This window comes from Candidatus Aquiluna sp. IMCC13023, from assembly GCF_000257665.1.
Lineage (GTDB): Bacteria > Actinomycetota > Actinomycetes > Actinomycetales > Microbacteriaceae > Aquiluna.
In genome coordinates, this window is sequence record NZ_AJKR01000001.1 from 1 (window position 1) to 24,794 (window position 24,794).

Genomic DNA, 24,794 nt, shown 5'->3' on the forward strand with positions numbered 1-24,794 from the left:
GGCATCCGCAGCCTCCGAAGCAGCCAGGGCATCCGCAGCCTCCGAAGCAGCCAGGGCATCCGCAGCCTCCGAAGCAGCCAGGGCATCCGCAGCCTCGAGCGCAGCCAAATCCAAATCCAACGCATCCTGAGCCGCCTGAGCGGCAGCAGCTAGCGCCGCAGCCCGACTAGCGGCATCCGCGGCGTCCGCGGCATCCGAAGACCGACTAGCTGCATCCGCTGCATCCAACGCATCCTGAGCCGCCTGAGCGGCAGCGGCTATCGCGGCAAGCTCGAGCGATGAATCTACCCGAGTCACGCTATTGGAGGATAGGGCGACAGTTCCTCCTAGGGCCAGGAGGCGACCTGTAACGGTCGCTCCCGCAGCCACGTTGATGGCGTCTTTTGCTAACACCGTTCCCGCGAAGACTGACCCAGCGGCCAGGTTTGTTGCACCGGTTACCTGCCAAAAGACGTTGCCAATGTTGCCACCATTGATCACAGTAACGTTGCCGCCAGCTGCAACGTTAAGTGCGCCGGAGACTTGAATCAAAAACATCGCGTCTGAATTTCCCTCGGCGTCAAAAATTAGATTTCCTGTCAACGACAAAGCGCCTGCTGACTTATAAGCGCCAGCGGTCAAGGTAAGACCGATCAAATCTCCGCTAATTGGCGTGGTCGTCGAGACTGATTTGGCTGCGTCGTAAGCAACCTGAAGATCAACCTTGGCCTGAACTGCGGCCGCATCAGCTAGGTGGAGATTACCCGTGTGAGTAAGGGTGTCCTGCCCGGTGAAGGTGGCCGCCGGGTTCGAACCAATGTCGCCAAGCACGCTGCTAACACCGGCAGCGTTTGTAATTCCTGTGCCCGCCAGGATCGCATAAGTGCCGGCGGTTGCAAGATCTATTGTTGAGGTGCTCAGGGTTACGACGGGCGCGTCATAGCTGTAGACATTGTTGTTGGAAAGAGTGACGGTCCCCCCAATGGCCAGGAGCCTCCCTCTAACCGAGGCTCCTGCCGCCACGGCTATGGCTGTGTTGACCAGAGCAGTTCCCATGAAGCTGGAGCCCGCAGCGAGATTTGCGGCTCCGGTTACTCGCCAGTAAACATTGTCAGCTGACCCACCGTTGATCACGGTTACGTTTCCACCGGCGGCGACATTCAGCGCGCCCTCTACTCGGAAAAGAAACACTGCATTGGCGTCCCCACCTGCGTCAAGGACTAGGTTGCCTGTGAGCGAGATGGCTCCAACCGACTCATAGGCCCCGGGAGTAATGGTCATACCGATTAGGTCGCCCGAAATAGGGGATACGACGGAAACCGACTTTGCAGAGTCGTATGCAGCCTGAAGGTCCGTTTTGGCCTGAATGGCGGCAGCATCGGCTAGATGAACCTCACCAGTTTGCGTTATCGAAGCTTGACCGGTGAGGGTGGCCGTAGGGTTCGTGCCAATGTGGCCCAGAACGTTGGTTTCGCCTGCGTTGGTAATTCCGCCGCCAGCAAGAACTGCGTAGCCTGCGGCTGTCGCTAGATCAACTGTGCTTGCGGTCAGAGTCACTATCGGCGGATCGTACTTGTGCACGTTGTTAGAGGAGAGAGTCACTGAACCGTTGATAGCAAGTAGTCTTCCCCGAACAGAGGAACCGGCAGCCATGGCAATTGTGGTCTGGGCAAGCACTGTGCCCAGGAGTTTTGCGTTGGCTGCGATATTGGCTGTGCTGCCAACCTTCCAGTAAACATGGTCCAACGAACCGCCATTAATCAGCGTGATTTCACTCGAGGCCGCCACGTCAAGAGTCGAGCCGGCCTGGAAAACAAAAACTGCGTTTGCGTCGCCACCCGCATCCAATATCAAGTTGCCAGTTATGGCAATGGTCGCTGCCGATGTGTAGACACCGGGACTAAGGGTGAGCCCGCCGAGATTACCTGCAATGGTGTTTGTTGAAGTCAGGGCGGAAGCCGCATCAAAAGCTGCTTGCAAATCCGATTTTGCCTGGATGGAAGTATCGTCCCCCAAGTGCAAGCTTCCGGTCTGAGTGATCGTTGCTTGACCGGATACTGTCACGGTTGGATTGCTTCCGATGTGACCTAGGACGTTTGTCTCCCCTGCGTTAGTGACCCCTGCGCCAGCAAGAATCGCGAAGTCATCCGCTACGCCGAGTGAAATCGGTTCGACCGCTTGACTCGAATCCGAGATCAAAAAAGTGGCAGGCATAACCAGAGTGAGAGCAACGACTGTGAACATTGCCAGCTTGGAGGACTTGCTTCTGCCCGGTAGGGCGTGAATTCTGATGAATTCTTTCTAGGTACATATGGCTAACTCGCGTAATTCGCGAATATCGACCTTGTTTGAAACCCTACAGTGTTTATCCCCACTTAAGGGGATATTTATCCCCCAACCAGTTGACAACTATCCCCCAACCAGTTGACGCCTGTCCCCCAAGTGTGGAAAAGGTCCATCTAGTCATCGGTTCGGCGGCGGCAAATAGCCCTGAAATTCCATGGTTTGTCCGATGGGGATTTTCCTATAAACTTTCCCCGCAACGCATTTGCCTCCACGCAAGTGCGTTGCACTGGCAAGTTACCCAAGCGGCCAAAGGGATCTGACTGTAAATCAGCTGTCATCGACTTCGTGGGTTCGAATCCCTCACTTGCCACCAAGGCCCAGTCTTGAATGACTGGGCCTTTGCCATGTTCCTAGCGGGCTTTAGGTCCGATGAATCCTCACATTTGAAGTACAAGCTTCCCTTTAATTAGAGGGGCTCAGGATCATCCAATGGAGGCTGTGGATTGGAAAAACGCATCCAGTTTTAGTGGATGTTATTGTTCATTTCACGCGTTCTGGTGTCGAAAGGGGTCCCAGTGAAAGCGACTAGGATCGGCGCACTCCGCGTTATCAGAGTGACCATTATTTCTGCACTCGCTCTTGCAGGTTGCTCACCTAGCGAACCAGCTGCAGTTGTTTCTGAAGTCGACTCAGAGGTCACAACCCAAGGCGAGGTTCTTACCGTTTGGTTAGACGAGTTCGAGGCGCTTGGTCTCGAATCAGTAGCACTGCAGTTTGAGGCCGATACCGGCACGCGGGTTGACCTTGTAATAAAAACAGACATAGTCAACGAGTTTTTGGGCGCTAGTGACAATGCCCCTGACATAGTGCTTGGCCCTCACGGTCTGCAGCGAGGATTTTTAGCTGGAGGCCTGATTGCACCATTTAGCTTGGAAGGTGCTGAGACAGGGTTCAACTCCGGAGCAGTTCAAGCCTTCAGCCATGTCGGGAAGCAGTATGGTTTGCCCTACGCCCAAGAGAGCATTGCGCTTGTGTGCACAGAGTCCGCGATGCCCAAAGCGCCCGAAACTTTTCAAGACGTAGTTGATGTCGGACTTGCGATTTCTCTAAACGATGGAACCGGCGACCCGTATCACCTGTACCCGCTTCAAACGTCTTTTGGCTCAAGTGTTTTCGAGGTCGATCCGACCAACTCTGGAATTTTGAATTTAGCTTTGGGCAATGAAGAGGGACTTGCCTTTGCAAATTGGCTGTCCAAAAATGCTTCTCTTTTTGATCTTGAGAGCAATACCGCCCTTATTCAGCAGCAGCTTATCGATGGCGAAAAGGGCTGCTGGATCACCGGTCCCTGGAGTGGATTGTGGTTCTCCGAGGTCTTCGGTGAGGAGGGCTGGAACGCTTATGAAGTTCCTTCTGCCGGCGGACAAGTAGCCAGGCCATTTCTAGAGGTTCGGGGAGCAATGCTGAGTGCCCGAGCCGGTGACCCAAGTGCGGCGACCAAATTCATTGTCGAATACCTAGGAAGCGACCCTGGTCAAATCGCCATGTTTCAAGCAACCGGGCGCACGCCTTCTAATTTGAAAGCTCTAGAAAGCGCCAAGGATTTCAAGATTCCCTATCAATTCGGCTTGAGCGGTTCTAGTGCGGTGCCGAGGCCGGTGTCATCAAAAATAGACTCCGTGTGGTTTCCGTTGGGAGAGGCCCAGATGGCAATTTTGCGCAAAGACGATGACCCAAACCTGCTTTGGAGAAAAATGTCTGACGAAATAGCGGAAGCAATCCGAGACTAAATACCGATTCCTTTGTGGGATTATCCCCACATTTTGGCACTTTCATTGTGCATATCCTCACGTCCGTTAGGCATTAGGCAGGGTAGCTTGTAGGCATGCCCGATCTAGATTTGCAGCCGCACCACGATGGCTCGGCACTTTATGTTGCAAATCAGCGCCCAAAGCTCGGCGACAAAATTAAGATTCGAATCCGGATTCACAATTCGATTGGAAAACTGAAGCAGGTACTTATTCGCCAAAGCGAATCAGGCCAATCGACATTCAGTCCGGCGCTCAAGCCTCTTATTCACCGTCACGGCTGGGATTGGTACGAGGGCTTACTTGTTATTCCGAACCAGGAAGTTAGCTACAGGTTTTTTCTAGAAACCACTGGCGGCGAGAGCTTTTGGCTAAACGCCACCGGACTACATGAGCTAGATCAACCGGACCGCGATGATTTCAGAATCAATGTTCACAACAAGGTCCCCAAGTGGGCTACCGGGGGCGTTCTATATCAGGTCATGCCAGACCGATTTTCTCGTTCGACCAAAGCAGATGAGCGCGAGATGCCGGCATGGGCGGAGCCTAAAACTTGGAATAGTGCCGTGAAGACCAGAGGCAGCGGAGTAAACGAACAGTTTTTTGGCGGTGACCTAAAGGGTATTGAAGATCGCCTGAGCCACCTGAAAAAAGTTGGCGTAACGATTTTGCAGCTCACACCTTTTTTCCCGGCTGGCTCCAGTCATCGGCTAGATGCGACGAGCTTCGACCAAGTTGACCCGGTGCTGGGTGGAAATGGAGCTCTTGCCAGCCTGGTTTCCAAGGCTCACGAAGCAGGCATCAAGGTAGTTGGCGATTTGAATTTGAATCACTCTGGCGAGACCCACGAGTGGTTTGCATCCGCGTTCAAGAAGCCAACTGCTCTAGAGAGTGAGCTTTATTACTTCTCCGAGGGCAACCTCAGCTATGACTCCTCGCGCGCAAACGAAACCCAACCTAAGTTCAACTGGGGTTCAGAGGAAATTAGAAAACGCCTCGTTGAGGGCAAGGCATCGATTATTGCAAAGGGCCTTTCGACACCGTTTCAGCTTGACGGCTGGAGACTGGCAGCGGCAGGAGCAATTGGTAAAAACCGAATGGATGACTACAACCATGAGGTTCTAAATCTTGTTCGAGACACCATGGACAACTCGAACCCAGATAGCTTGTTGATAGGCGATTTCGGCTCGGATTCGGTAGTCCAGGTTCAGGGGGATAACTTTTCATCGATCTTGAGTTATTCCAATTTCACCAAGCCAACCTGGAGCTGGCTTTGGAACACCAAGCAGAATAAAGAAGAAGCAAAGATGGGTCTTGGTCGCAAGTCGATTTCAGGAGACCAGTTTCGTCAAGCGCATAACTGCCAGTCAGGAACTACCCCTTGGCATTTGAGAATGCACGCTCTAAACGCTCTTGATACTTATGAGACCGGAAGGTTTAAGACCTTCGCCATTTCTGGTTCGCAGCGGGTTGCTGCAGGCTTGCAGTTCACCTTTCCTGGAATTCCGCATGTTTACGCGGGAGATGAACTGGGACTAGACGCCGAAACCGGTGAGGGCTCAAGAACTCCAATGCCCTGGAATGGCGAGCGGGAAACTGACCCTCACATGATTGAAACCTACGCCAAGCTTTCTCAAGTAAGAAAGCACCATCGGGCCTTGGCCGAAGGCTCAATGCGTTGGCTTTACTCGTCGGATGAAGCAATTGCTTTTGTTCGAGAATCAAAGACTGAGTCGGTGCTGGTAATTGCCTCCAGGGGCAGGGACCGGAAGCTTCAATTCTCGAGGGATGCCATCAGTGGTGCCGAAGGTGCCACCAATCTTTTTGGCAATGGTTTGCTTCGAGTAGTGGGCGGAAAAATACGCTACGACGCCGCAGAATTGGATTTACAGATTTGGCGTTTGCCTAGCGCTGTTCGCTAGTGCTAATCTTCTTCGGTTGCAGTTATGGCAGCGCCCCGATAGCTCAGTGGTAGAGCACTTCCATGGTAAGGAAGGGGTCGACAGTTCAAACCTGTCTCGGGGCTCGGTCTTCGGATCAAACGCGGCGGGGTAGCTCAGGTGGTTAGAGCGCACGACTCATAATCGTGAGGTCGCGGGTTCGAGTCCCGCTCCCGCTACCAAGGCATTACCCTTGTATCCATGGTTAACCCAAACATTCAAGGCAAGCGATATCCTAGGTCTGCCGCCTACCTAGTGGGACGAGAAAAAATTCGCGAGTTTGCAAGAGCAACGTTCGCATCCGAGGAATCAATCGATCTGGCCGCAGCCAAAGCCTCCGGTCACAGCGACTTAGTCGCTCCTCCAACTTTCCCGATAGTCCTGCAAGAGTTTGGCCTGAAGCTTGTTATAGCCGACCCGGAAGCCGGGCTTGATTTTTCTAGGGTTGTCCACGGCGAACAGAAGTTTGTTTTCCAGCGGCCGATTGTTGCAGGAGATCTTTTGACGAGCGAATTATCCGTTGCAAGCGTCAAGTCCCTTGGGGGCAACCACATGGTGGTTTTCGACACTGAAATTTTCGATGACAGCAATTCGCTTGTCTGCACGGCGATTTCAACGCTTGTGGTTAGGGGTGAAGATGCCTGAAATCAGTGAATTAACTATTGGCGATGTGATAGCTGAAAAAAACTTCAACCTAGACCGAGATTCCCTGGTTCGATATGCGGGGGCCTCAGGCGATTTCAACCCAATTCATTACCGCGACGATATCGCAGCAGGCGTTGGATTACCAGGGGTATTGGCTCATGGAATGCTCACCATGGGCCTGTCAATTGACCCGGTGGTTAGTTGGCTTGGAGATGCTGGGAAAATTCTCGAATACGGCGTGAGGTTTACCAAGCCGGTCGTGGTTCCAGCAAAAGGGCGGGCCGTAATTACGGTCATTGCCAAGGTTGCCGAACTGGATTCAGAGGCTAAAAAGGCAAGAATTGATTTGCAAACAAGCTTCGATGGCAACAATGTTCTTGGCAAATCACAAGTTTGGGTTCAGCTTTGAGTAACGCTCCGGTAAGTCTTTCCACGCTCACCACGATGCAGGTTGGTGGAGTGCCAAGTCGGATTATTAGCTGCGGCAATACCCAGCAGTTATACGACGCAGCTATTGAGCTCTGGAGTAGCGACGAGCAATTTCATGTTCTGGCAGGCGGCTCTAACACCGTATTTGCGGAAGATCTAGAAGGTCTAACCATCCTTCACGTGACTAACCGCGGTGTGGAAATTGTCTCCGAGGATGCACAGTTTGTGACGGTTCAGGTTCAGGCAGGTCACTCTTGGGATGAGTTCGTGGCTTGGGCGGTAGCTAATGACTACGCCGGGATTGAAGCCATGAGCGGAATACCGGGTAGCGTCGGTGCCACCCCTGTTCAAAACGTCGGCGGTTACGGCCAGGAAGTATCTGACGTGATTACCCAGGTTGAGTTTCTAGAAAAAGGCTCAGATGAGTCCGTAATAAGGCCAGCCAGCTATTTCGAATTTTCCTATCGAGACAGCGCTTTGAAGCATGGGCTTGAGGGCTTAGTGGGCTGGGTCGAATTCAGATTGCAAAAACTAGCTGGCATGAGTGTCCCCATGAAGTCCGGTCAGATTACCGAGCACTTAGGCGCTGAATACGGATCTGCATTGCCCTTGGAGCAAGTTCGAAAAACAGTCTTAGAGCTTCGCGCCTCCAAAGGGATGGTCATAAGCGCTAACGACCCAGACAGCGTCGGATGCGGCAGCTTTTTTACCAACCCGGTGATTAGTGTCGAAAAGAGCCTTGAGTTTCCCGAGGAGATGCAGCGCTGGAGAATGCCAAATGAAGACCAGGTGAAAATCTCTGCTGGTTGGCTAATTGAGAATGCCGGCTTCCCCAAGGGTTACTCGATTCCTGGCTCGAAGGCCGCAATCTCCAATAAGCATGCGCTGGCAATCACCAACCGAGGTGGAGCAAGTAGTTCTGAAATTCTAGAATTAGCAAGACTGATTCAAGAGCGCGTTGCTGCCAGGTGGGGAATTAACTTGATTCCAGAACCTAATTTGGTTGGTTTTTAGAGTTAACTAAAAAGCTTTTGCATGCGCTGGATACCCTCTAGCAGTTGATCGTCACTAAGCGCGTAGCTCAATCGCAGGTAACCACTAGGACCAAACGCTTCCCCTGGAACTAAGGCCACTTCGGCCTGCTCCAGAATCATGTCTGCAAGCTCCAGGGAGCTTGTGATTTGTTTCCCAGCCCAAGTCTTACCAAGTAACCCACTGACATCTGGGTAAACATAGAACGCACCCTCAGGATTCGGTGTCATCATCCCCGGGATTTTGTTCAGTTCGGCGACGGCAAGTTTTCGCCTGCGGTCAAAGGCTGCCAGCATCTTTTGTATTGGCTCTTGATCGCCGGTTATGGCAGCGATAGCTGCACGCTGTGAGATGTTTGAAACATTCGAGGTCAGGTGTGACTGCAGGTTGCCCGCGGCCTTAGCGGCGTCGTCCGGGGCAATCATCCACCCGAGTCGCCAGCCGGTCATGGCGTAACTCTTAGCAACGCCATTGACCATGATGGTGCGGTCTTGAATCTGGGGCACTAGCTCAGTTATTGAGTAAGCACGAATGCCGTCGTAGACCACGTTTTGATAAATCTCGTCACTTATTACCCAAAGATTGGGCTTGGTCGCGACCCAGTTGCCAATGTCTGTCAGCTCTTGCTTGGAGAACACTGCTCCAGTTGGGTTTGACGGTGAGCAAATTAGCAACGCTTTGGTCTTCGGCGTGTAGGCCGCCTCTAGCTGCTCGACGGTTACTTTGTAACCCTGGTCAGATCCTGCGAAGACATCGACCTGCTTGCCCCCGGCAAGCTTGATGGCCTCCGGGTATGTCGTCCAGTAAGGAGCAGGCACCAATACTTCGTCACCGTCATCGAGGATGACTTGAAATGCCTGGTAGACAGCCTGCTTGCCACCGTTAGTGACAATGACTTGGCTCGGAGTTATTTTCGTGCCACTGTCCTCAAGCGTTTTTTGAACAATTGCTTCTTTCATTTCCGGAAGTCCTGCTGCCGGGGTGTAGCGATGATTTTTCGGGTCTCGAACCGCAATTGCGGCGGCCTCAACAATGTGCGTGGGAGTCGGGAAATCGGGCTCGCCGGCAGCGTATGAGATGACCGGGCGTCCGTTGGCAATTAGGGCCTTGGCCTTGCTGTCGACCTTCAGGGTCGCAGATTCTGCAATGGCGCTAATTCGCTTTGAAATTCTAGAGTCAGACATCCTTCAAGAATAGTTGCGGAATGTGAAGACGGTGGCTGATTCCCCGTTGCAATGCTTGAAATAACCCTCTAGACTTACTCAAGTTGACATCTGCCGATAACTATTCTGGCGAAATTCACTTAAATAGATTCAATCTATAAGTGTGTCTTTCCCAGATGGCACTTGAAACCAAGCCTTGTGCCAAGTAACGGTTGGTGGCGATGTCACACACAGGGCGGTGGCTCAATTGGTAGAGCAGCGGTCTCCAAAACCGCAGGTTGCAGGTTCGAGTCCTGTCCGCCCTGCGAAGAAAGAAGGTTAAGTTGGCAGAAGAGAACGAGAAGGCTTCAGAGGACTTAGTAGAGAAGGCGCAAGCCGACGCTGCCAAGGCCAAGAACCCTATCCAGAAGGCGACGCTATTTATTCGCCAGGTACTTTCTGAGCTAGGCAAAGTAACAACGCCTACTCGCAAAGAGTTGATCAACTACACCGGAGTCGTTCTTGGCTTCGTAGCGGTGGTAATGGTCATCATCTCCGCTCTTGACTGGGTTTTCCTAAACGTCGTGACCTTCATGTTCGCAGGATAAGAGGTACAAAATGTCAGATCTAAATTTCAGTGACGTCTCAAGCGACGCCAAAGCCTCAGAAGAAGTCGAAGCGGTTGAAGCGGTCGACAGCCAGAACGTTGAAACCGACGAAGCCGACTTGAACGAAGTTTCTGTAGAGCCAACTGATGATGCTCTAGAGGCAGAAGCCGAGGTTGTCGAAGCCGAAGCAGTCGAAGAGGCAGCAGTCGCAGTTGAAGAAGAGCCTGTCGTTGAAGAGGCCGACCCTTACTTGAAGTTCCGCGAAGAGCTTCGCGGTCTTGATGGCAAATGGTACGTTGTCCACTCTTACGCCGGTTACGAGCGCCGCGTGAAGCAAAACATCGAAACCCGTAAGGCAGCTCTTGCCGGTGGCGATGACATTCTGCAGATCGAAGTTCCAATGGAAGAGTCCATTGAGATCAAAAACGGTCAGCGCAAATTAGTTTCTAAGGTCCGCATTCCCGGTTACGTGCTAGTTCGCATGGAGCTCAATGAGGACAGCTGGACCCTGGTTCGTCACACACCAGCCGTTACCGGCTTTGTTGGCAACTCCCAGCACCCAACCCCACTTCGTCCGGCAGAGGCATTTGAAATGCTAAAGCCACTCTTCACTCCAGAAGAGACCGAAGAGGTAAAGAACTCCAAGGCTGCTGGAAACGGCCCTGGCGGCAAGGCAAAGTCAAGGTCTATCCCGGTCAACATCGACTTCAAGATCGGCGAAAGCATTTTGATCAAGGACGGTTCTTTTGCCGGCCTTCCCGGCACAATCTCCGAAATCAAGCCAGAAAGCGGCAAGGTTACGGTTTTGGTTTCACTATTCGAACGCGAGACTCCAGTGGAACTGGCCTTTGACCAGGTCGGTCCGCTGAACTAAGGAAAGATAGAAAAATGGCACCCAAAAAGAAAATCACCGGTCTGATTAAGTTGCAGATCCAGGCAGGCGCTGCTAACCCAGCTCCACCTATCGGACCTGCATTAGGTCAGCACGGTGTAAACATTATGGAGTTCTGTACTGCATACAACAACGCAACCGCAGACCAGCGCGGAAACGTTGTTCCAGTAGAGATCACCGTTTATGAAGACCGTAGCTTCACATTCATCCTGAAGACACCTCCAGCCGCCGAGCTAATCAAGAAGGCAGCCGGAGTTCCAAAGGGTAGTGGCACACCTCACACCGTGAAGGTTGGCAAGCTAACCAAGGAGCAGGTTCACTCCATCGCCGAAGTAAAGATGGCAGACCTGAACGCTAACGATATCGACGCAGCTGCGAAGATCATCGCCGGCACCGCCCGCTCAATGGGAATCACCACTGAGCTATAAGCAACAAAACAACTAGATAGTCGTGGGAGGGGTAGCACCCCATAAACCACTACTGTGACCGAAAGGAATAGCAGCATGGCAAAACGCTCGAAGGCCTACACAGAGGCCAAAGCAAAGATCCAAGAGGGCAAGTTCTACTCCACTGCGGAGGCTTCCGCCCTAGCAATCGACACCGCCGGCAAGAAGACCAACTCAACAATTGAGGTTGGACTGAAGCTAGGTGTTGACCCAAGAAAAGCCGATCAGATGATCCGTGGCACCGTCTCGCTGCCACACGGAACCGGCAAGATCGCCCGAGTAATCGTGTTCGCTAACGGAGCAGCAGCAGATGCTGCTCGCGAAGCTGGCGCTGACGAGGTTGGCTCCGACGAGCTAATCGCAAGGGTTGAAGCTGGCTGGACTGACTTCGATGCTGCGGTTGCAACCCCAGATCTAATGGGTAAAGTTGGCCGCCTTGGTAAGGTCTTGGGTCCTCGTAACCTGATGCCAAACCCTAAGACCGGAACAGTAACCATGGACACCGCCAAAGCTGTCACAGACATCAAGGCTGGTCGTATTGAGTTCCGCATCGACAAGCAGTCAAACCTTCACTTCATCGTTGGCAAGGCAAACTTCTCAGCTGAGAAGCTAACCGAAAACCTAAACGTTGCAATGGAAGAAGTTGTTCGCCTGAGGCCATCGACGGCCAAGGGTAAGTACCTACTAAAGGGTTCTGTCGCAACTACTTTCGGTCCGGGGATTCCATTGGATCTGTCGGACTACTAAAGAGTTCTTAACCACCTGGTCAGCGCCAGCGTGCTCACGCAATCGTCTTGGTTGTAGTCGAGCACCTGGCGCTTCAGTGTTTCTGCGGCAGTTGGGTCTGACTCGAGCTTCTCGAGGTAGGACTCGTAAGTGTCCATCGAACCCATCGCCTCTTTGACCGAGGATTTTCTTTCAAACTCGTAGTAATTCTCAAGTTTCTTTATTGAGTAACTTTCTTGAGACAGGACAAGCGAAGACTTCACGAGTAGATAAAGATCGACAAATACCCCATCGTTGATCAGTTGCTCCACCTCGTCGATAAAGCTATCGAAGCGCTTGGCAAGTCTGCGTAGGGCAGCCAGCTCGTAGTTCGCATAGTGGTAGACATTGAGATCGGGGTAGGTGGCTAGCCTGGCAAACAAATACCGAATAAATCCCTCAAAAGATTCTTTCTCGGCATCTCGATCATCAGCCCAGGACCAGTGAAATTGTGATCCGGAATCGATAGTCAAATACCCAAATAGGTACTCGAGGCCTCCGGCTGGTCCCGAAAACACGAACCCCTCAAGATCGAAAAACAGGTCTCCCTTGTTTTCTTGTGGCAGCGCTGTCAGCGGTGCGCGGTTCTTTACTTCGTAGACGTGCTCGCCAGAGTCATAAGTGTGCTGCTGAAGCCTGGCTTGTCTCGAGAGCACCGCAACTTTTTCCTGACCCATGGTTTCAGTGTTTCCCTCAAATGCACCAAGCTCCCGAACTGTGTTTACGCCGGTTGCCCGAAGGGACACAACCTGAGCCTTCGAGATTCCAGCAACCAGCTGCAGGCTATTAGTTTCGTATCTTTGGTGACTACAGAGCTTGGGGTATTCGCAAATACCGCAGTAACTGGTAGCGGTGCAAATCAGCTCTCCGCAGTCGGCAATTGAGGTTGGGCCGGAGTCTATAAAAGTGGCTACTTCATCGAGGTATTCACTGCGCTTCGATTTCATGTTTGCCACAAGCACATCGGCAGCAAACTCGTTGATTTCCCGGCTTCCTTGGATTAGACCATGCGTCCCGGGAGCATTTAGACCCATTGTTTCTAGGACATCAACATAGAGACCCACTTGCACCTGGTATTCAGGCTTTGGGGTTTTTGAAAGCTTGGCATCCCAGGCTGTGTAGCCGGCAGTTAGGTTGCCAGACTGTATTGCTGTCAGGCCAGTTTCGGTAAATTCAAATCGGTAGTCGGATCGCAAAAGGAAATCCGGGCGACCGGAAAACACCATGCTTCCTGAGCCTCCTTTGAGGCTTCCTTGGTAAATCACTGGAACATTTGCGAGCATGAGCTTCCGAGTATCGGCCGGATCGTAGCTCTCGGGTTTCTGGAGTAGATCGCCGAGATTCACAAGCAGCTCTCGCTCGAGAGCTTCCTCAAATTGATTTCCATATCGGATTGGAAGGTTATCGGGTCTCTCGTAAAAAGAATCGAGCAAAGTCTGTAGCTGGGGCAGCTTGAGTTCTCTGGCAACCGAGAGCTTCGTGCAGTGCGGGCACTGAGCTCGCATCAAATCTCTTGAGTCGAAACTCCAGGCTCCCTCGCGTAACTTCATTAGAACAAAGATTGCCACATTTTACGAATCAAGGAGTCACCCTGTGAAGGGTTCACGCCTGAAGCCGCGCTTCAACCTCGGCTCTTGTCGGAGGCTGGCAGCCAACCCTCTCACACACGATGGCAGCAGCAGCCGTGGCATACTCAGCGGCGCTGCGCATTTCATCCGGGGTTAGTTCGTTCAGTTTTGCCACAGGTTCGCTTCCGAGGGCGTCTAGGTCACTGAGTTTTGCCAAGAAATTTGCCATGAAAGTATCACCAGCACCAACTGTGTCCACCAGCATAATTTCCTGGGCTGGGACTTCGATGACCTGATCGTTTCGATAGACGAGCACTCCGTCGCCACCCATGGTTACGATCAACACCTTGCCGCCTCTGGTCCACTGCTCGGCGATGTTAGTCAGGTCGGCTCCAGCCTCCAGGTCAAATAGCCACTCGATGTCGGCATCAGAGGCTTTGATTATGTGGCTTGCCTTGTTCAGCGCCAGAACGCGGTCCAGCTCGACTGTTCGTTCAAAACCCAGTGACGGTCGAATGTTTAGATCATGCGAGAGCGTGATTTGCCTTGAAGCCGATAGCGTTGCAAGCCAATCCGCCATAACCCCACTTCCCGGCTCAATCGCGGCAGTTAGGCAACCAAATTGAACGGCCTTGGCACCGAGCTGGTTCACCGCCTCGATGGTTGGGAGCTCTTTAGGCTCCCAAGCCCAGTCCGCAGTTCCGTTTATATAAAACGAGTAGTTGGCGACTCCGGCAGAATCGATTGTTGCAATCGCCAGGGTTGTTTGCTCTGTGGCAGCAATCGAAAGCGATAGGTCAACCGTGTATGACTCGAGGTGGCCTCTAATCTTGTGGCCGAAGGAATCACCTGAGATCCTCGCCAAAAACCGGTGTGGAACATCTACCCTTGCAAGCGCCATGGCAACGTTGGCATTGGCTCCGCCAACGACCGGGTTGTAGCCCTGACTAGAACCTTCGTGTCCGATCAGGTCAATTAGTGCTTCACCTATAACTAGAATCATGGCGCTAAGTCTAGGCTTTAGCCATGAAGACCGCCTCGAGCATACAGACCGCAATTCGGCTTCCACTCATTGGCCTAGTAGCCACTTGGATTTTGTTTATGATTGCCGCCTACTCACAGTTGCTGGTGCAGCGGACCGTTTACCTTGACGACGGAACTTCGGTTTATCCGGACCCAAGATTTCAGCTGGAAATCTATCTTTTCTTCCTAGGAATTACCGCATTTGCCCTTGCGGCGCTGGCTGGACAAAAACTGGCGTTGAGAATCAGGACCGAATCTGATTCCGGGTTAGCCATAAGTGCTCACCGCCTAAATAACTTAGGTGTCGTGCTTTCCTTGGTTGCTGGAGCCGTCTTTGCCATCGCAAGCTTCTTCGGGGCTTGGGACTCTTATAACCCCTCGGACGATCCAGTCGGATTGCGATTCCTAAATGTCTATCTGCCAATAATCCTTGCAACAGCGCTGGTGGTATTTGTGATTTTGGCCGCATTCGTGTTTAGAAAAGATGCGCCCGATATCCCGGCGGGCGAAAAGGACGAAGATCGTAAAAAGTTACAGCGCGCAATTGGCCTTGCTTACGCAAGCCCCATTATCGGAACGGCAATAGCGATTATCTTTGGCCTGGTCGTTTACGATGTGACTCGTACGAGCCTTGATGTCTGGATCTGGGTGATCATTCAGGCGGTTATTGCGGTTTCCATAATCACCGGAACCCGCTTCGCTGCCCAAGCTAGGTCTTCAAAGCCACTACCCGTTAAAGAGCGCACTATTGGTTTAGCCGCTGTGAAGCTAAACCTTGTCTTGGCAATTGTGTTTGGTGCTGTCGTCACACTTATGGCTTTCACGATGGGCTTTCAAGCTATCTCTAGCCTTGAAATTTTCCCGGACTGGAGAGAAAACATGACCGCGGTGGAGCAGCAGTCAAGAATTATCGCTCCTTCAATCAGCTGGTTCTTCCGGCTCATGCTTCCGGCGCTAGTGTTACTTGCGCTGGCTGCTTTCGGTATTTACCGAACCACTACTTCTCGCCACGCTGATAAGGACTAGAAAGCGCATGCAAACACCTCTTAAAGGCTTGCTCTTCGATAATGATGGAGTCCTTGTCGACTCCATGCCCGGCGCATTGCAGGCATGGGTGTTGTGGGGCGAGCGTTACCATCCCGGATTCGATCTCAGTGCCGAATATCACGGCCGGCGAGCAAGCGACATCGTTGCTGAACTAGTTTCGGAAGACAAATTTCATGACGCGCTCGATTACATAAATCAACTTGAACTTGATCAGGCTCACTCAACTACCGCTCTTGTCGGAACCCTTGAGCTTTTGGTGTCACTGCCCGATGGCGCTTGGAACATTGTCACCGGAGCCAATCCGGAACTTGCCAGAGCCAGATTGTCTGCGGCGGGGATTGTGCCGCCTCAGGCTCTAGTGACCGCAGCAGATGGACAAAAGGGCAAGCCAGATCCGGAGCCTTATTTACTGGGAGCCCAAAAAATCGGCATCCCAATAGCCGAATGCGCAGTATTCGAAGATGCCCCCGCGGGCCTTACGGCCGGCAAGCTGGCAGGGGCGTCATTGCTGGTGGGAATCGGTGAACAGACCCTGGACTCGGTTGCCGATTTGGTCATTGTTTCACTTGCGGGATTGAATTACTCACAAGGTTTGTTGGAGATACCAGATGAAGTTAGGTTGAGGTAATGGCAGAAATAGAATTTTACTCCGCTGATTGGTGCAGCGACTGCAGGCGTTCAAAGTCACTGATGGACACTCTCGGGGTTGAGTACGAATTGTTTGATGTTGAACAGAGCAAAGAGAATGCCGATAAGTCACAGGCTATTTCCGGTCGTCACAACATACCGGTGATCAAATTCGCAGACGGCAATTTCCTAGTTGAGCCAAGTGATGCCATACTCCATGCAGAGCTTAAAATCCGCGGAATCATAGCCTAGGTCTATCTTTTTTTGCGTTCGGGTCGTAGGCTTTGAATATTGTGAGCTCGGGGTCTCCGGATTCACCAGATAAGGACTTCCCCGACGATGCCAAATAATAACTATTCGCCTGCGCCGACCAAATCAAATGGTCGAAAGGGCTACGCCTCAAAAAAAGGCGATTACCAATCAACCGATGGAGCTCGAAAGCCCCGTCATTCACAGCGACCTGACCGAGTTCAGCGCGAGGATTCTCGCGACAAGGACTTTTCAAATGCACGTGCCAAGACCGGCAAAACCTTCCAGGGCGACAAGAAGCTAGACAGGCTTGAGGCGACAGAGGTTGGCGAGAGCTTTGCAACTTTCCAAGAGATGGACCTTCCTGAGCGTCTGACCCAAGAGCTAGCGAAGATGGGTGCGGCAACACCGTTCCCAATTCAGTCCGCAACTATCCCTGCAGCAATGGCTGGTCGACACGTATTGGGCCGCGGAAAAACCGGTTCCGGTAAGACAATTGCTTTTGGTGTTCCGCTAGTTGCCTTCCTGGCAAAAGCTGGAAACCAGCCGAGAGTGCCGCTAAAGCCAAAGGCTTTGGTTCTTGCGCCAACACGCGAGTTGGCTCAGCAGATCGACCGCACTCTTTCGCAGCTTGCAAAATCAGTAGGTTTCTACACCACCACTATTTATGGTGGTGTGCCTCAGCACCGTCAGGTCGAAGCGCTAAAGCGCGGCGTGGACATTGCTATTGCTACCCCGGGTCGCTTGGAAGACCTAATGGCCCAGGGCAAAATTGACCTGTCTGGTCTAGAAAGAGTTGTAGTTGACGAGGCTGACCACATGTGTGAATTGGGCTTTGTTGAGCCAGTGAACCGCATTTTGGAGGCAGCAGGAGACAGCCAGAAGCTTCTTTTCTCTGCGACTTTGGACTCTGAGGTAGCTCAGCTTGTCAAGAAGTTCATGCCGTCGCCTTACGTGTACGAGGTACCGGGCGAAGTAAACGAGTCTTCAGACATCGAGCACCGCGTGCTAGTAATGGATCCAAAAGATCGCTCAGCAATCTTCCATCGCCTAGTTCAGGGCTCTGGCAAGTCAATCGTGTTCGTTCGCACCAAGCTAACGGCTGAGGCTTTGTCTTCCAGCCTGAATGACGCTGGTGTTCCAACCGCAAGATTGCACGGAGACCTAAACCAGGCTCAGCGAACCAAGAACCTAGAGCGATTCATCAAGGGGTCTGCTCGAGTTATGGTCGCGACCGACGTTGCAGCTCGCGGTATCCACGTCGACGACGTGAAACTAGTAATTCAGCTGGATTTGCCTGAAGAGTACAAGACCTACCTCCACCGAGCTGGCCGCACCGGCCGAGCTGGTCGCAGCGGAACAGTAATCTGCATGGTGCCATCGGGTCGCTCAAGAAAAGTAGAAGACCTACTCCAAAGAGCTGACCGCGAGGCCATTTACAGCAATGTGAGCCCGGGTCACGAGTTGCTTGAAGAGCTAGCTGGACCGATTGCACCACCAATGGTCATGGACTCAATTGACTTCGGTGATTCAAGATTTGCGACTGTAAACAAGAACAAAGTCAGAACTGACTTGCGGGCACGCCACACGCCTAATAAGATGGGCGGAGCCAAAGACCGCCGGTACAAGTCGCGCTAAAACCTAGAACTAGTTCTAGATCCGCCGCGACTGACGAAGGTTCACGAAAGTGAAAACCAGCGCAGGTGTATGAAGAGATTCTCTTTTTGAGTATTGCTCCGTGCGCCTAGCGCCGGAGCATTTTTTTTGATCCTCTTGTCACCGGCACTAAACAAACAAGGAGCGCCATGGCAGACAAGAAGGAAAAGGTAGCCGAGCTAACCGAAAGGTTTACAAGCTCGAACACCGTTATTCTGACTGAATACCGCGGACTCAGTGTGACGAAGATGAAAGAGCTTCGTCGTGCAATGGTTAATGACGCAACATACGTGGTTGCAAAGAACACCCTTCTGAGAATTGCTGCGAAAAATGCAGGAGTTACCACTTTCGACGACCAGCTGGTTGGACCATCAGCCCTGGCTTTCGTACACGGTGACCCAGTAACAACCGCCAAGGCTCTGAAGGACTTCGCAAAGGCTAATCCACTGCTTCTTATCAAGTCCGCCGTTATGGATGGAATTGACCTCGATGCAGCTGAGATTAATAAGCTCGCTGATCTCGAAACCCGTGAGGTGCTATTGGCTAAGGTCGCTAGCGCAATCAAGGCAACGATGTTCAAGGCCGCCTACACCTTCAACGCACTTCCTTCCGGGGCAGTTCGCGTTGTCGACGCATTGCGTCAAAAGCAAGAGTCCAACTAATTACCCAAACCAAATAGGAGATCAAAATGGCAAAGATGACTGCCGACCAGCTCATTGAAGCTTTCAAGGAGCTAACCCTTATTGAGCTTTCAGACTTCGTAAAGAAGTTCGAAGAAGTATTCGAAGTATCAGCAGCAGCACCAGTTGCTGTTGCAGCAGCCGGTGGCGCTGCCGCTGAAGCAGTAGAAGAGAAGGACGAATTCGACGTCATTCTTGACGCTGCTGGCGACCAGAAGATCCAGGTTATCAAGGAGGTTCGTGCTATCACTAACCTAGGCCTAGGCGAAGCCAAAGCCCTTGTTGACGCAGCCCCAGCAACCATTCTTGAGGGTGCAAAGAAGGATGTTGCTGAAGACGCCAAGGCAAAGCTTGAGGCCGCTGGTGGAAAAGTAACCCTAAAGTAATTTTCTTTACTTAGAAATTAACCCCCGCAGTCTGACTGCGGGGGTTTTTTCATAGCCTGAGCAAGACCAAGCTGGTTGCCATTACTGCCATGCCGGCAATCAGGCCGTAAACAGTCAGGTGACCACGGGCCGAGTTCTTGGCGGTCGGCAAGAGCGTATCTATGGCAAGAAATACCATCACGCCGGCGACCATGGAGAACACAAAGCCCAGTGAGAAATCTGTGAGGAATGGCCTCAAAATCAGGTAGCCAATAATCGCACCCGCTGGCTCAGCAAGCCCCGAAAGAAAACTTAGTTTGAAGGCTTTGCTTCTTGACTTTGTTGCGTAGTAAACCGGCACCGAAACCGCAATGCCTTCTGGGATGTTGTGAAGGGCCACTGCTACCGCCATCGCGATTCCAACTTCTGGGTCATCGAGTACCAGCAAGAACGTTGCGAGCCCCTCGGGAAAGTTGTGGATAGCAATTGCCAAAGCCACGAAAAGCCCCATTCGAAGCAGTGCCTTATTACTGGCAGTCTCCAGCATGTCGAGTTGGGTTTGGTCGTTGCCTATTAGTTCGATCTGTGTGTTCTCGTGGGGGTTTGCTGAGGAAGGCACCAGCGCATCTATGATCGCCATAACCACCATGCCAAGAACCAATGCGAAGGCCGCGTAGCCGGCGGCCTCAACGCTCGATACCGTGCTGGCCATGTAGGCGGTGGCCTTCGGAATGATTTCAACGAAGCTCAGGTAAATCATTACCCCCGCGGAAAACCCCATTGATATTGCAAAGAAGGTCTTATTCGTGGTCTTGGTGAAAAAGGCAAGGGCTGAGCCAATTCCTGTGGATAGCCCAGCCGCCAGTGTGACCCCGAAGGCCAATAGCAGCGTGCTGTCCATCTTGTTCCTTAGTGAGGTGACGAAAAAGCCGGGTAACTTATGTCACCCGGCCTGATCAATTTATCTAGTGCTTACCGTTGCAGTTGCAGCTATCTTTTGAGCAGTTGCAGTCCATTTTCGCCTCCTTAGAAGTCCCAGTCGTCATCAGTTGTCGACTCGTGCTTACCAATTACGTAAGAGGAGCCGGAGCCTGAGAAGAAGTCGTGGTTCTCATCAGCGTTGGGGGATAGTGCAGCAAGGATTGCTGGGTTCACGTCACACTCATCCTTGGGGAAAAGTGGGTCGTAACCTAAGTTCATCAGTGCCTTGTTGCCGTTATAGCGAAGGAACTTCTTTACGTCTTCGGTAAGTCCCATTCCGTCGTATAGGTCGGCCGTGTACTTGATTTCATTGTCATAAAGCTCAAGTAGTAGATCGTAGGTGTAGCTCTTCATCTCTGCTTGACGAGCTTCTGACTCTTCTGCAAGCGCAAGCTGGTACTTGTAACCAATGTAGTAACCGTGAATGGCTTCATCACGAATGATTAGGCGAATCAGATCAGCTGTGTTGGTTAGCTTTGCTCTGGATGACCAGTACATCGGCAGATAGAAACCGGAGTAGAACAAGAAGCTTTCAAGCAGAGTCGAAGCAACCTTGCGCTTTAGTGGGTCATCACCGTTGTAGTAACCAAGGATTATTTCAGCCTTTTTCTGCAAGTGAGGATTGTCCTCACTCCAGCGGAAAGCTTCGTCAATGTCGGCTGTTGAGCAAAGTGTTGAGAACACTGAAGAGTAGCTCTTGGCGTGAACTGACTCCATGAAAGCAATGTTGGTGATAACTGCCTCTTCGTGAGGAGTTCGGGCGTCTGGAAGCAACGCAGCGGCTCCGATGGTGCCCTGAATGGTGTCGAGCATCGTCAAGCCGGTGAAGACGTGCATGGTTAGCGTCTTCTCGTGTGGCTTTAGGGTTTCCCAGGACTGAATGTCATTGGAAATGGGGACTTTCTCTGGCAACCAAAAGTTGGAGGTCAGTCGGTTCCATACGTCCATGTCAATTGGGTCTTCAATCTTGTTCCAGTTGACGGGTCGGCTTACTAGCTTGATCTTTTCCATAGTTTTCTTTCCTGATTCCTAGAGCATGCAGCTGACGCAGCTATCAACCTCTGTACCTAACAGGGCCTGCTGACGAATGCGGATGTAATAAATGGTTTTGATGCCCTTGCGCCAAGCGTTTATCTGCGCACGGTTTACGTCTCTTGTGGTGGCGGTGTCTTTAAAGAACAAAGTAAGCGACAAGCCCTGATCTACGTGCTGGGTTGCAACAGCGTAGGTTTCAATGGTCTTATCTGGACCGAGGTCATAAGCGTCTTCGTAGTAGTCCCAGGTGTCTTCCGATAAGAACGGCGCTGGATAGTAAACCCGGCCCAATTTACCTTCTTTGCGAATCTCAATGCGAGATGCAATTGGGTGGATTGAGCTTGTTGAGTTGTTGATGTAGGAAATCGATCCGGTCGGTGGCACCGCCTGGAGGTTCTGGTTGTAAATACCGTGAGCCATGACCGAGGTCTTTAGTTTCTTCCAGTCAGCCTGAGTAGGAATCCTCGCTCCCGATTTTGCAAAGAGCTCCTTTACCTTCTCGGTTTTAGGCTCCCACACCTGGGTTACGTACTTCTCGAAGTACTCGCCACTTGCGTAGGTGGAGTTTTCAAAGTTACCAAAAGTGCTGCCTCGTTCGATAGCGATCTTGTTTGAGGCCTGGATTGCGTTGAACACCACGGTGTAGAAGTAGATGTTTGTGAAATCAAGGGCTTCTTCGCTGCCGTAGTGAATGTGCTCGCGGGCTAGGTAGCCGTGGAGGTTCATCTGTCCTAGACCAATCGCGTGACTCTTGTGGTTACCGTCGGAAATCGAGCGAACGCTAACGATGTCGGACTGGTCGCTCACAGAGGTCAATGCGCGGATTGAGGTCTCGATAGTTTTTGCAAGATCCGGACCGTCCATTGCCATGGCAATGTTTAGTGAACCCAAGTTGCAGGAGATGTCCTTACCAATCTGGTCATATGACAAATCAGCGTTGTAGGTGGTTGGTGTGTTCACCTGGAGGATCTCAGAGCAGAGGTTTGACATGTTGATGCGACCCTGGATTGGGTTGGCCTTGTTTACGGTGTCTTCATACATGATGTATGGGTAGCCAGACTCAAACTGAAGCTCTGCTATGCGCTCAAACAAGGTGCGAGCCTTGATCTTCTGCTTCTTGATTCTTGGGTCATCAACCATCTCCTGGTACTTCTCAGTAACTGAGATGTCACCAAATGGCACTCCGTAAACCTTTTCGACATCGTAGGGCGAGAACAGGTACATGTCTTCGTTGTCTTTTGCCAAGTGCATTGTGATGTCTGGAACTACTACGCCGATTGAAAGAGTCTTGATGCGAGTCTTCTCATCAGCGTTCTCACGCTTGGTGTCTAGGAAGCGAAGGATGTCTGGGTGGTGAGCGTTTAGGTAAACCGCGCCAGCACCCTGACGAGCACCAAGCTGGTTTGCATAGGAGAAGCTGTCTTCCAAAAGCTTCATCACCGGGATGATTCCGGATGACTGGCCTTCAATCTTCTTGATTGGAGCTCCATACTCACGAACGTTAGAAAGGTTAAGGGCAACGCCACCGCCACGCTTTGAAAGCTGGAGGGCTGAGTTGATGGCCCTAGAAATCGACTCCATGTTGTCTTCGATTCGAAGGAGGAAGCACGAGACAAACTCGCCACGCTGCTTCTTGCCGCAGTTTAGGAAAGTAGGAGTGGCTGGCTGGAAGCGTCCCGAAATGATTTCTTCAACCATTGAGATCGCAATGTCTTCTTTACCCTCGGCTAGCGCCAAGGCAACCATTACTACGCGATCTTCGAATCGCTCTAGGTAGCGCTCACCATCAAAAGTCTTTAGTGCGTATCCGGTGTAGAACTTGTAGGCACCCATGAAAGCGTCAAAGCGGAACTTCTTGGAGTAAGCAAGCTTCTCTAGTTCTTCAATGAACTCGAAGCGGTACTGGTCCAAAATCTCTTTTTCGTAGTACTCATTCTCAACCAGGTAGTCCAAGCGCTCTTTCAGAGAGTGGAAGAACACCGTGTTTTGGTTTACGTGGTCCAAGAAGTACTTGCGAACAGCGAGCTTGTCTTTTGCAAGCTGCATCTTTCCGTCTTTGTCCCAAAGGTTGATCATGGCGTTGAGCTCGTGATAGCTCATGGCACTTTCGATGCCAGTCTTGCCGGTTTCAACTCCGTTGTCGTCTAGTTCTATTACCTGGTTAGCCACAGCTTCTCCAGCCTCTCTTTTACTTGCTCGATATCGTCCGGGGTGCCCAGCAGTTCCGCTTTATAAATCATTGGAACTCCAAGCTTGGCGGCTACCAGGTCTCCAGCTAATCCATAGGAAGAGCCGAAGTTGGTGTTCCCAGTTGCAATCACGGCACGCACGTGTTTGCGGTTTGCAGGATTGTTCAAGAACTTTATTACCTGCTTGGGAACAGTGTTGTTGTCATCTCCAGAACCATAGGTTGGGACCACTAAAACACTTTCGCCCTCATGAATAAAGCTTGCAGCTTCATCGGTTTTGAGGGGGATTCGAATACTTGAGTATCCGAGTTTCTCGACAAATCGCTTAGTGTTCTCCGAAACCGAAGAAAAGTAAACGACGTCGAACATTTCTGGCTCCGCTCAGGCGCTAAGTGACTGAATGCGGTCCATGCGGAAACCACTCCAGTGGTCCTCGCCTGAAACAACTACCGGAGCTGCCGTGTAACCCAAGGTCTTCACCATGTCTAGAGCCACTGGATCCTGGCTCATGTCAACCTCGTCATACTCGATTTGGTTGCGCTGCATCATGCGCTTGGTGCTATCGCACTGCACGCAGGCTGGAAGTGTGTAAACGGTAACCGCCATGGTTGCCTCCTTAGGTTCCTGAAAGGGCCGAAATTAGCCCTTTTTTGACAAAGTTTTAGTGAATTTCTTACGAATTTCAGATTTCCTATAATAGCACTAAACCACTACATCTAGTGATGAATCGCTAAAAAATCCACTTATTTAGTTATTTCTCAAACATTAACCCACAACTTGAACTTTAGGGCGTTTGATTTGTCAGCGTGTCGCAGGAAGTTTTCAATATTGGTCTAATTCTTAGTTGTACGAGATGTACCCTTATCTCGTAACTGCACAAGAAAGTATGACTTCGGTCACTGACATCTAAGGAAAACCTTGCGCAAGTTGGCACTAATTCTTTCTAGCCTGCTGGTTTTAACCGGATGTTCGACCAAGACCGAAGTCTTAGCTACTGACATGTGGGTCAAATCCTCCGAGATTTCGACCGCTCAGGGCATGACCGCCGTCTACGGAACGCTCACAAACGACTCCGGTGATGACATCGTGCTAACCGGAGGTAGGACAGATTTAGCTGAAATCGTAGAGATTCACGAAATGGCAATGATCAGTGGCGAAATGAAAATGCAAGAAATTGACGGCGGCTTAGCGATTCCGGCCGGACAGAGCATTCAATTGGAGCCGGGCGGCAATCACCTAATGCTTATGGGCCTCACTCAGGACTTGTTAGCCGGCGACCAGATCACCGTGACCTTTAGTTTTAGAGGTGCGCCGGACCTTGTCGTCGAAGGGGTTCTTGCTAAGCCGGCCGAGGGCGGCGACGAGGAATACCACTCAACAAAAACAGACATGGAAAACTGAC

Annotated in this window: 25 protein-coding genes and 4 tRNA genes; 20 read left to right on the forward strand and 9 right to left on the reverse strand. The window is 51.6% G+C overall.

The genetic code is table 11. The features are described from left to right. On the reverse strand, window positions 1-2,223 hold a 2,223-nt coding region (locus IMCC13023_RS06920; protein ID WP_157775941.1), incomplete at its 3' end, for an ice-binding family protein. A gap of 330 nt (window positions 2,224-2,553) precedes the next feature. Here IMCC13023_RS06920 and IMCC13023_RS00020 point away from each other — a divergent pair. The 8 genes from IMCC13023_RS00020 to IMCC13023_RS00055 all read left to right on the forward strand — a co-directional run bounded on the left by IMCC13023_RS00020 (window position 2,554) and on the right by IMCC13023_RS00055 (window position 8,101). Then, window positions 2,554-2,638, forward strand: a tRNA-Tyr gene (locus IMCC13023_RS00020). A gap of 202 nt (window positions 2,639-2,840) precedes the next feature. Further along, complete coding sequence (locus IMCC13023_RS00025) at window positions 2,841-4,055, forward strand: sugar ABC transporter substrate-binding protein (protein WP_040324693.1); 1,215 nt, start codon at window positions 2,841-2,843, stop codon at window positions 4,053-4,055. A 95-nt stretch (window positions 4,056-4,150) separates the two neighbouring features. Further along, window positions 4,151-5,995: an alpha-amylase family glycosyl hydrolase gene (locus tag IMCC13023_RS00030; protein WP_007539922.1), complete on the forward strand. Its 1,845-nt coding sequence runs from the start codon at window positions 4,151-4,153 to the stop codon at window positions 5,993-5,995. Window positions 5,996-6,027: 32 nt separating this feature from the next. Then, a tRNA-Thr gene (locus IMCC13023_RS00035) sits at window positions 6,028-6,099 on the forward strand. A 19-nt stretch (window positions 6,100-6,118) separates the two neighbouring features. Beyond that, window positions 6,119-6,195: transfer RNA gene (locus IMCC13023_RS00040), tRNA-Met, on the forward strand. Between the two features lie 19 nt (window positions 6,196-6,214). Then, window positions 6,215-6,658 (forward strand): FAS1-like dehydratase domain-containing protein, encoded by a 444-nt coding sequence (locus IMCC13023_RS00045; protein WP_007539924.1) that lies wholly within the window; start codon window positions 6,215-6,217, stop codon window positions 6,656-6,658. Continuing rightward, the gene (locus IMCC13023_RS00050; RefSeq protein ID WP_007539928.1) at window positions 6,651-7,067 is read left to right on the forward strand and encodes a MaoC family dehydratase; all 417 of its coding nucleotides are present in this window, start codon (window positions 6,651-6,653) and stop codon (window positions 7,065-7,067) included. Before IMCC13023_RS00045 ends, IMCC13023_RS00050 begins: the two co-directional genes overlap by 8 nt. After that, complete coding sequence (locus IMCC13023_RS00055; protein ID WP_040324694.1) at window positions 7,064-8,101, forward strand: UDP-N-acetylmuramate dehydrogenase; 1,038 nt, start codon at window positions 7,064-7,066, stop codon at window positions 8,099-8,101. Before IMCC13023_RS00050 ends, IMCC13023_RS00055 begins: the two co-directional genes overlap by 4 nt. A 2-nt stretch (window positions 8,102-8,103) precedes the next feature. Here the strand turns inward: IMCC13023_RS00055 and IMCC13023_RS00060 are convergent, their stop codons facing one another. Continuing rightward, window positions 8,104-9,303, reverse strand: coding sequence for a pyridoxal phosphate-dependent aminotransferase (locus IMCC13023_RS00060; protein ID WP_007539932.1), 1,200 nt, complete (start codon window positions 9,301-9,303; stop codon window positions 8,104-8,106). A gap of 211 nt (window positions 9,304-9,514) precedes the next feature. Here IMCC13023_RS00060 and IMCC13023_RS00065 point away from each other — a divergent pair. From IMCC13023_RS00065 to rplA, 5 genes are all read left to right on the forward strand, one after another. Next, window positions 9,515-9,587: transfer RNA gene (locus IMCC13023_RS00065), tRNA-Trp, on the forward strand. A gap of 18 nt (window positions 9,588-9,605) precedes the next feature. After that, window positions 9,606-9,869 carry a preprotein translocase subunit SecE gene (gene secE, locus IMCC13023_RS00070; RefSeq protein ID WP_040324723.1) on the forward strand — a complete coding sequence of 88 codons (264 nt, stop codon included), beginning with the start codon at window positions 9,606-9,608 and terminating at the stop codon, window positions 9,867-9,869. A 10-nt stretch (window positions 9,870-9,879) separates the two neighbouring features. Further along, entirely contained in the window at window positions 9,880-10,743 is an 864-nt protein-coding gene (nusG, locus tag IMCC13023_RS00075; protein ID WP_007539938.1) for a transcription termination/antitermination protein NusG, read from the forward strand. Between the two features lie 14 nt (window positions 10,744-10,757). After that, window positions 10,758-11,189, forward strand: coding sequence for a 50S ribosomal protein L11 (gene rplK, locus IMCC13023_RS00080; protein WP_007539940.1), 432 nt, complete (start codon window positions 10,758-10,760; stop codon window positions 11,187-11,189). A 75-nt stretch (window positions 11,190-11,264) separates the two neighbouring features. Continuing rightward, window positions 11,265-11,954 (forward strand): 50S ribosomal protein L1, encoded by a 690-nt coding sequence (gene rplA / locus IMCC13023_RS00085; RefSeq protein ID WP_007539942.1) that lies wholly within the window; start codon window positions 11,265-11,267, stop codon window positions 11,952-11,954. Here rplA and IMCC13023_RS00090 read toward each other — a convergent pair. After that, window positions 11,951-13,522, reverse strand: a complete 1,572-nt coding sequence (locus IMCC13023_RS00090; RefSeq protein WP_157775942.1) for a TM0106 family RecB-like putative nuclease — start codon at window positions 13,520-13,522, stop codon at window positions 11,951-11,953. The two genes, rplA and IMCC13023_RS00090, sit on opposite strands and share 4 nt — an antisense overlap. 52 nt (window positions 13,523-13,574) lie before the next feature. Next, on the reverse strand, window positions 13,575-14,543 hold the full coding sequence (locus IMCC13023_RS00095; RefSeq protein ID WP_007539946.1) for a carbohydrate kinase family protein: 969 nt from the start codon (window positions 14,541-14,543) through the stop codon (window positions 13,575-13,577). Window positions 14,544-14,566: 23 nt separating this feature from the next. On the opposite strand from IMCC13023_RS00095, the gene IMCC13023_RS00100 reads away from it, so the two are divergent. The 6 genes from IMCC13023_RS00100 to rplL all read left to right on the forward strand — a co-directional run bounded on the left by IMCC13023_RS00100 (window position 14,567) and on the right by rplL (window position 19,208). Beyond that, entirely contained in the window at window positions 14,567-15,589 is a 1,023-nt protein-coding gene (locus tag IMCC13023_RS00100; protein ID WP_007539949.1) for a hypothetical protein, read from the forward strand. A gap of 7 nt (window positions 15,590-15,596) precedes the next feature. Then, window positions 15,597-16,238: an HAD-IA family hydrolase gene (locus IMCC13023_RS00105; protein ID WP_040324695.1), complete on the forward strand. Its 642-nt coding sequence runs from the start codon at window positions 15,597-15,599 to the stop codon at window positions 16,236-16,238. Next, the gene (locus IMCC13023_RS00110) at window positions 16,238-16,489 is read left to right on the forward strand and encodes a glutaredoxin domain-containing protein (RefSeq protein ID WP_040324696.1); all 252 of its coding nucleotides are present in this window, start codon (window positions 16,238-16,240) and stop codon (window positions 16,487-16,489) included. Before IMCC13023_RS00105 ends, IMCC13023_RS00110 begins: the two co-directional genes overlap by 1 nt. A gap of 87 nt (window positions 16,490-16,576) precedes the next feature. Next, window positions 16,577-18,124, forward strand: a complete 1,548-nt coding sequence (locus IMCC13023_RS00115; RefSeq protein WP_007539955.1) for a DEAD/DEAH box helicase — start codon at window positions 16,577-16,579, stop codon at window positions 18,122-18,124. Between the two features lie 167 nt (window positions 18,125-18,291). Continuing rightward, window positions 18,292-18,804 carry a 50S ribosomal protein L10 gene (gene rplJ / locus IMCC13023_RS00120; RefSeq protein ID WP_007539957.1) on the forward strand — a complete coding sequence of 171 codons (513 nt, stop codon included), beginning with the start codon at window positions 18,292-18,294 and terminating at the stop codon, window positions 18,802-18,804. 26 nt (window positions 18,805-18,830) lie between these two features. Next, window positions 18,831-19,208 (forward strand): 50S ribosomal protein L7/L12, encoded by a 378-nt coding sequence (gene rplL, locus IMCC13023_RS00125; protein ID WP_007539959.1) that lies wholly within the window; start codon window positions 18,831-18,833, stop codon window positions 19,206-19,208. Window positions 19,209-19,257: 49 nt separating this feature from the next. Here the strand turns inward: rplL and zupT are convergent, their stop codons facing one another. The 5 genes from zupT to nrdH form a co-directional block, all read right to left on the reverse strand. After that, window positions 19,258-20,088, reverse strand: coding sequence for a zinc transporter ZupT (zupT, locus tag IMCC13023_RS00130; RefSeq protein ID WP_007539961.1), 831 nt, complete (start codon window positions 20,086-20,088; stop codon window positions 19,258-19,260). Window positions 20,089-20,213: 125 nt separating this feature from the next. Next, the gene (gene nrdF, locus IMCC13023_RS00135; RefSeq protein ID WP_007539963.1) at window positions 20,214-21,179 is read right to left on the reverse strand and encodes a class 1b ribonucleoside-diphosphate reductase subunit beta; all 966 of its coding nucleotides are present in this window, start codon (window positions 21,177-21,179) and stop codon (window positions 20,214-20,216) included. Between the two features lie 18 nt (window positions 21,180-21,197). After that, window positions 21,198-23,303: a class 1b ribonucleoside-diphosphate reductase subunit alpha gene (gene nrdE / locus IMCC13023_RS00140; RefSeq protein WP_050816690.1), complete on the reverse strand. Its 2,106-nt coding sequence runs from the start codon at window positions 23,301-23,303 to the stop codon at window positions 21,198-21,200. Window positions 23,304-23,356: 53 nt separating this feature from the next. Then, entirely contained in the window at window positions 23,357-23,761 is a 405-nt protein-coding gene (nrdI, locus tag IMCC13023_RS00145; RefSeq protein WP_007539968.1) for a class Ib ribonucleoside-diphosphate reductase assembly flavoprotein NrdI, read from the reverse strand. A gap of 12 nt (window positions 23,762-23,773) precedes the next feature. Next, a complete protein-coding gene (gene nrdH / locus IMCC13023_RS00150; protein WP_007539970.1) occupies window positions 23,774-23,998 on the reverse strand; it encodes a glutaredoxin-like protein NrdH in 225 nt (74 codons plus the stop codon). 312 nt (window positions 23,999-24,310) lie between these two features. Between nrdH and IMCC13023_RS00155 the strand changes: the two genes are divergently transcribed. Further along, window positions 24,311-24,793 carry a copper chaperone PCu(A)C gene (locus tag IMCC13023_RS00155; RefSeq protein WP_040324697.1) on the forward strand — a complete coding sequence of 161 codons (483 nt, stop codon included), beginning with the start codon at window positions 24,311-24,313 and terminating at the stop codon, window positions 24,791-24,793. Window position 24,794 lies beyond the last annotated feature (1 nt).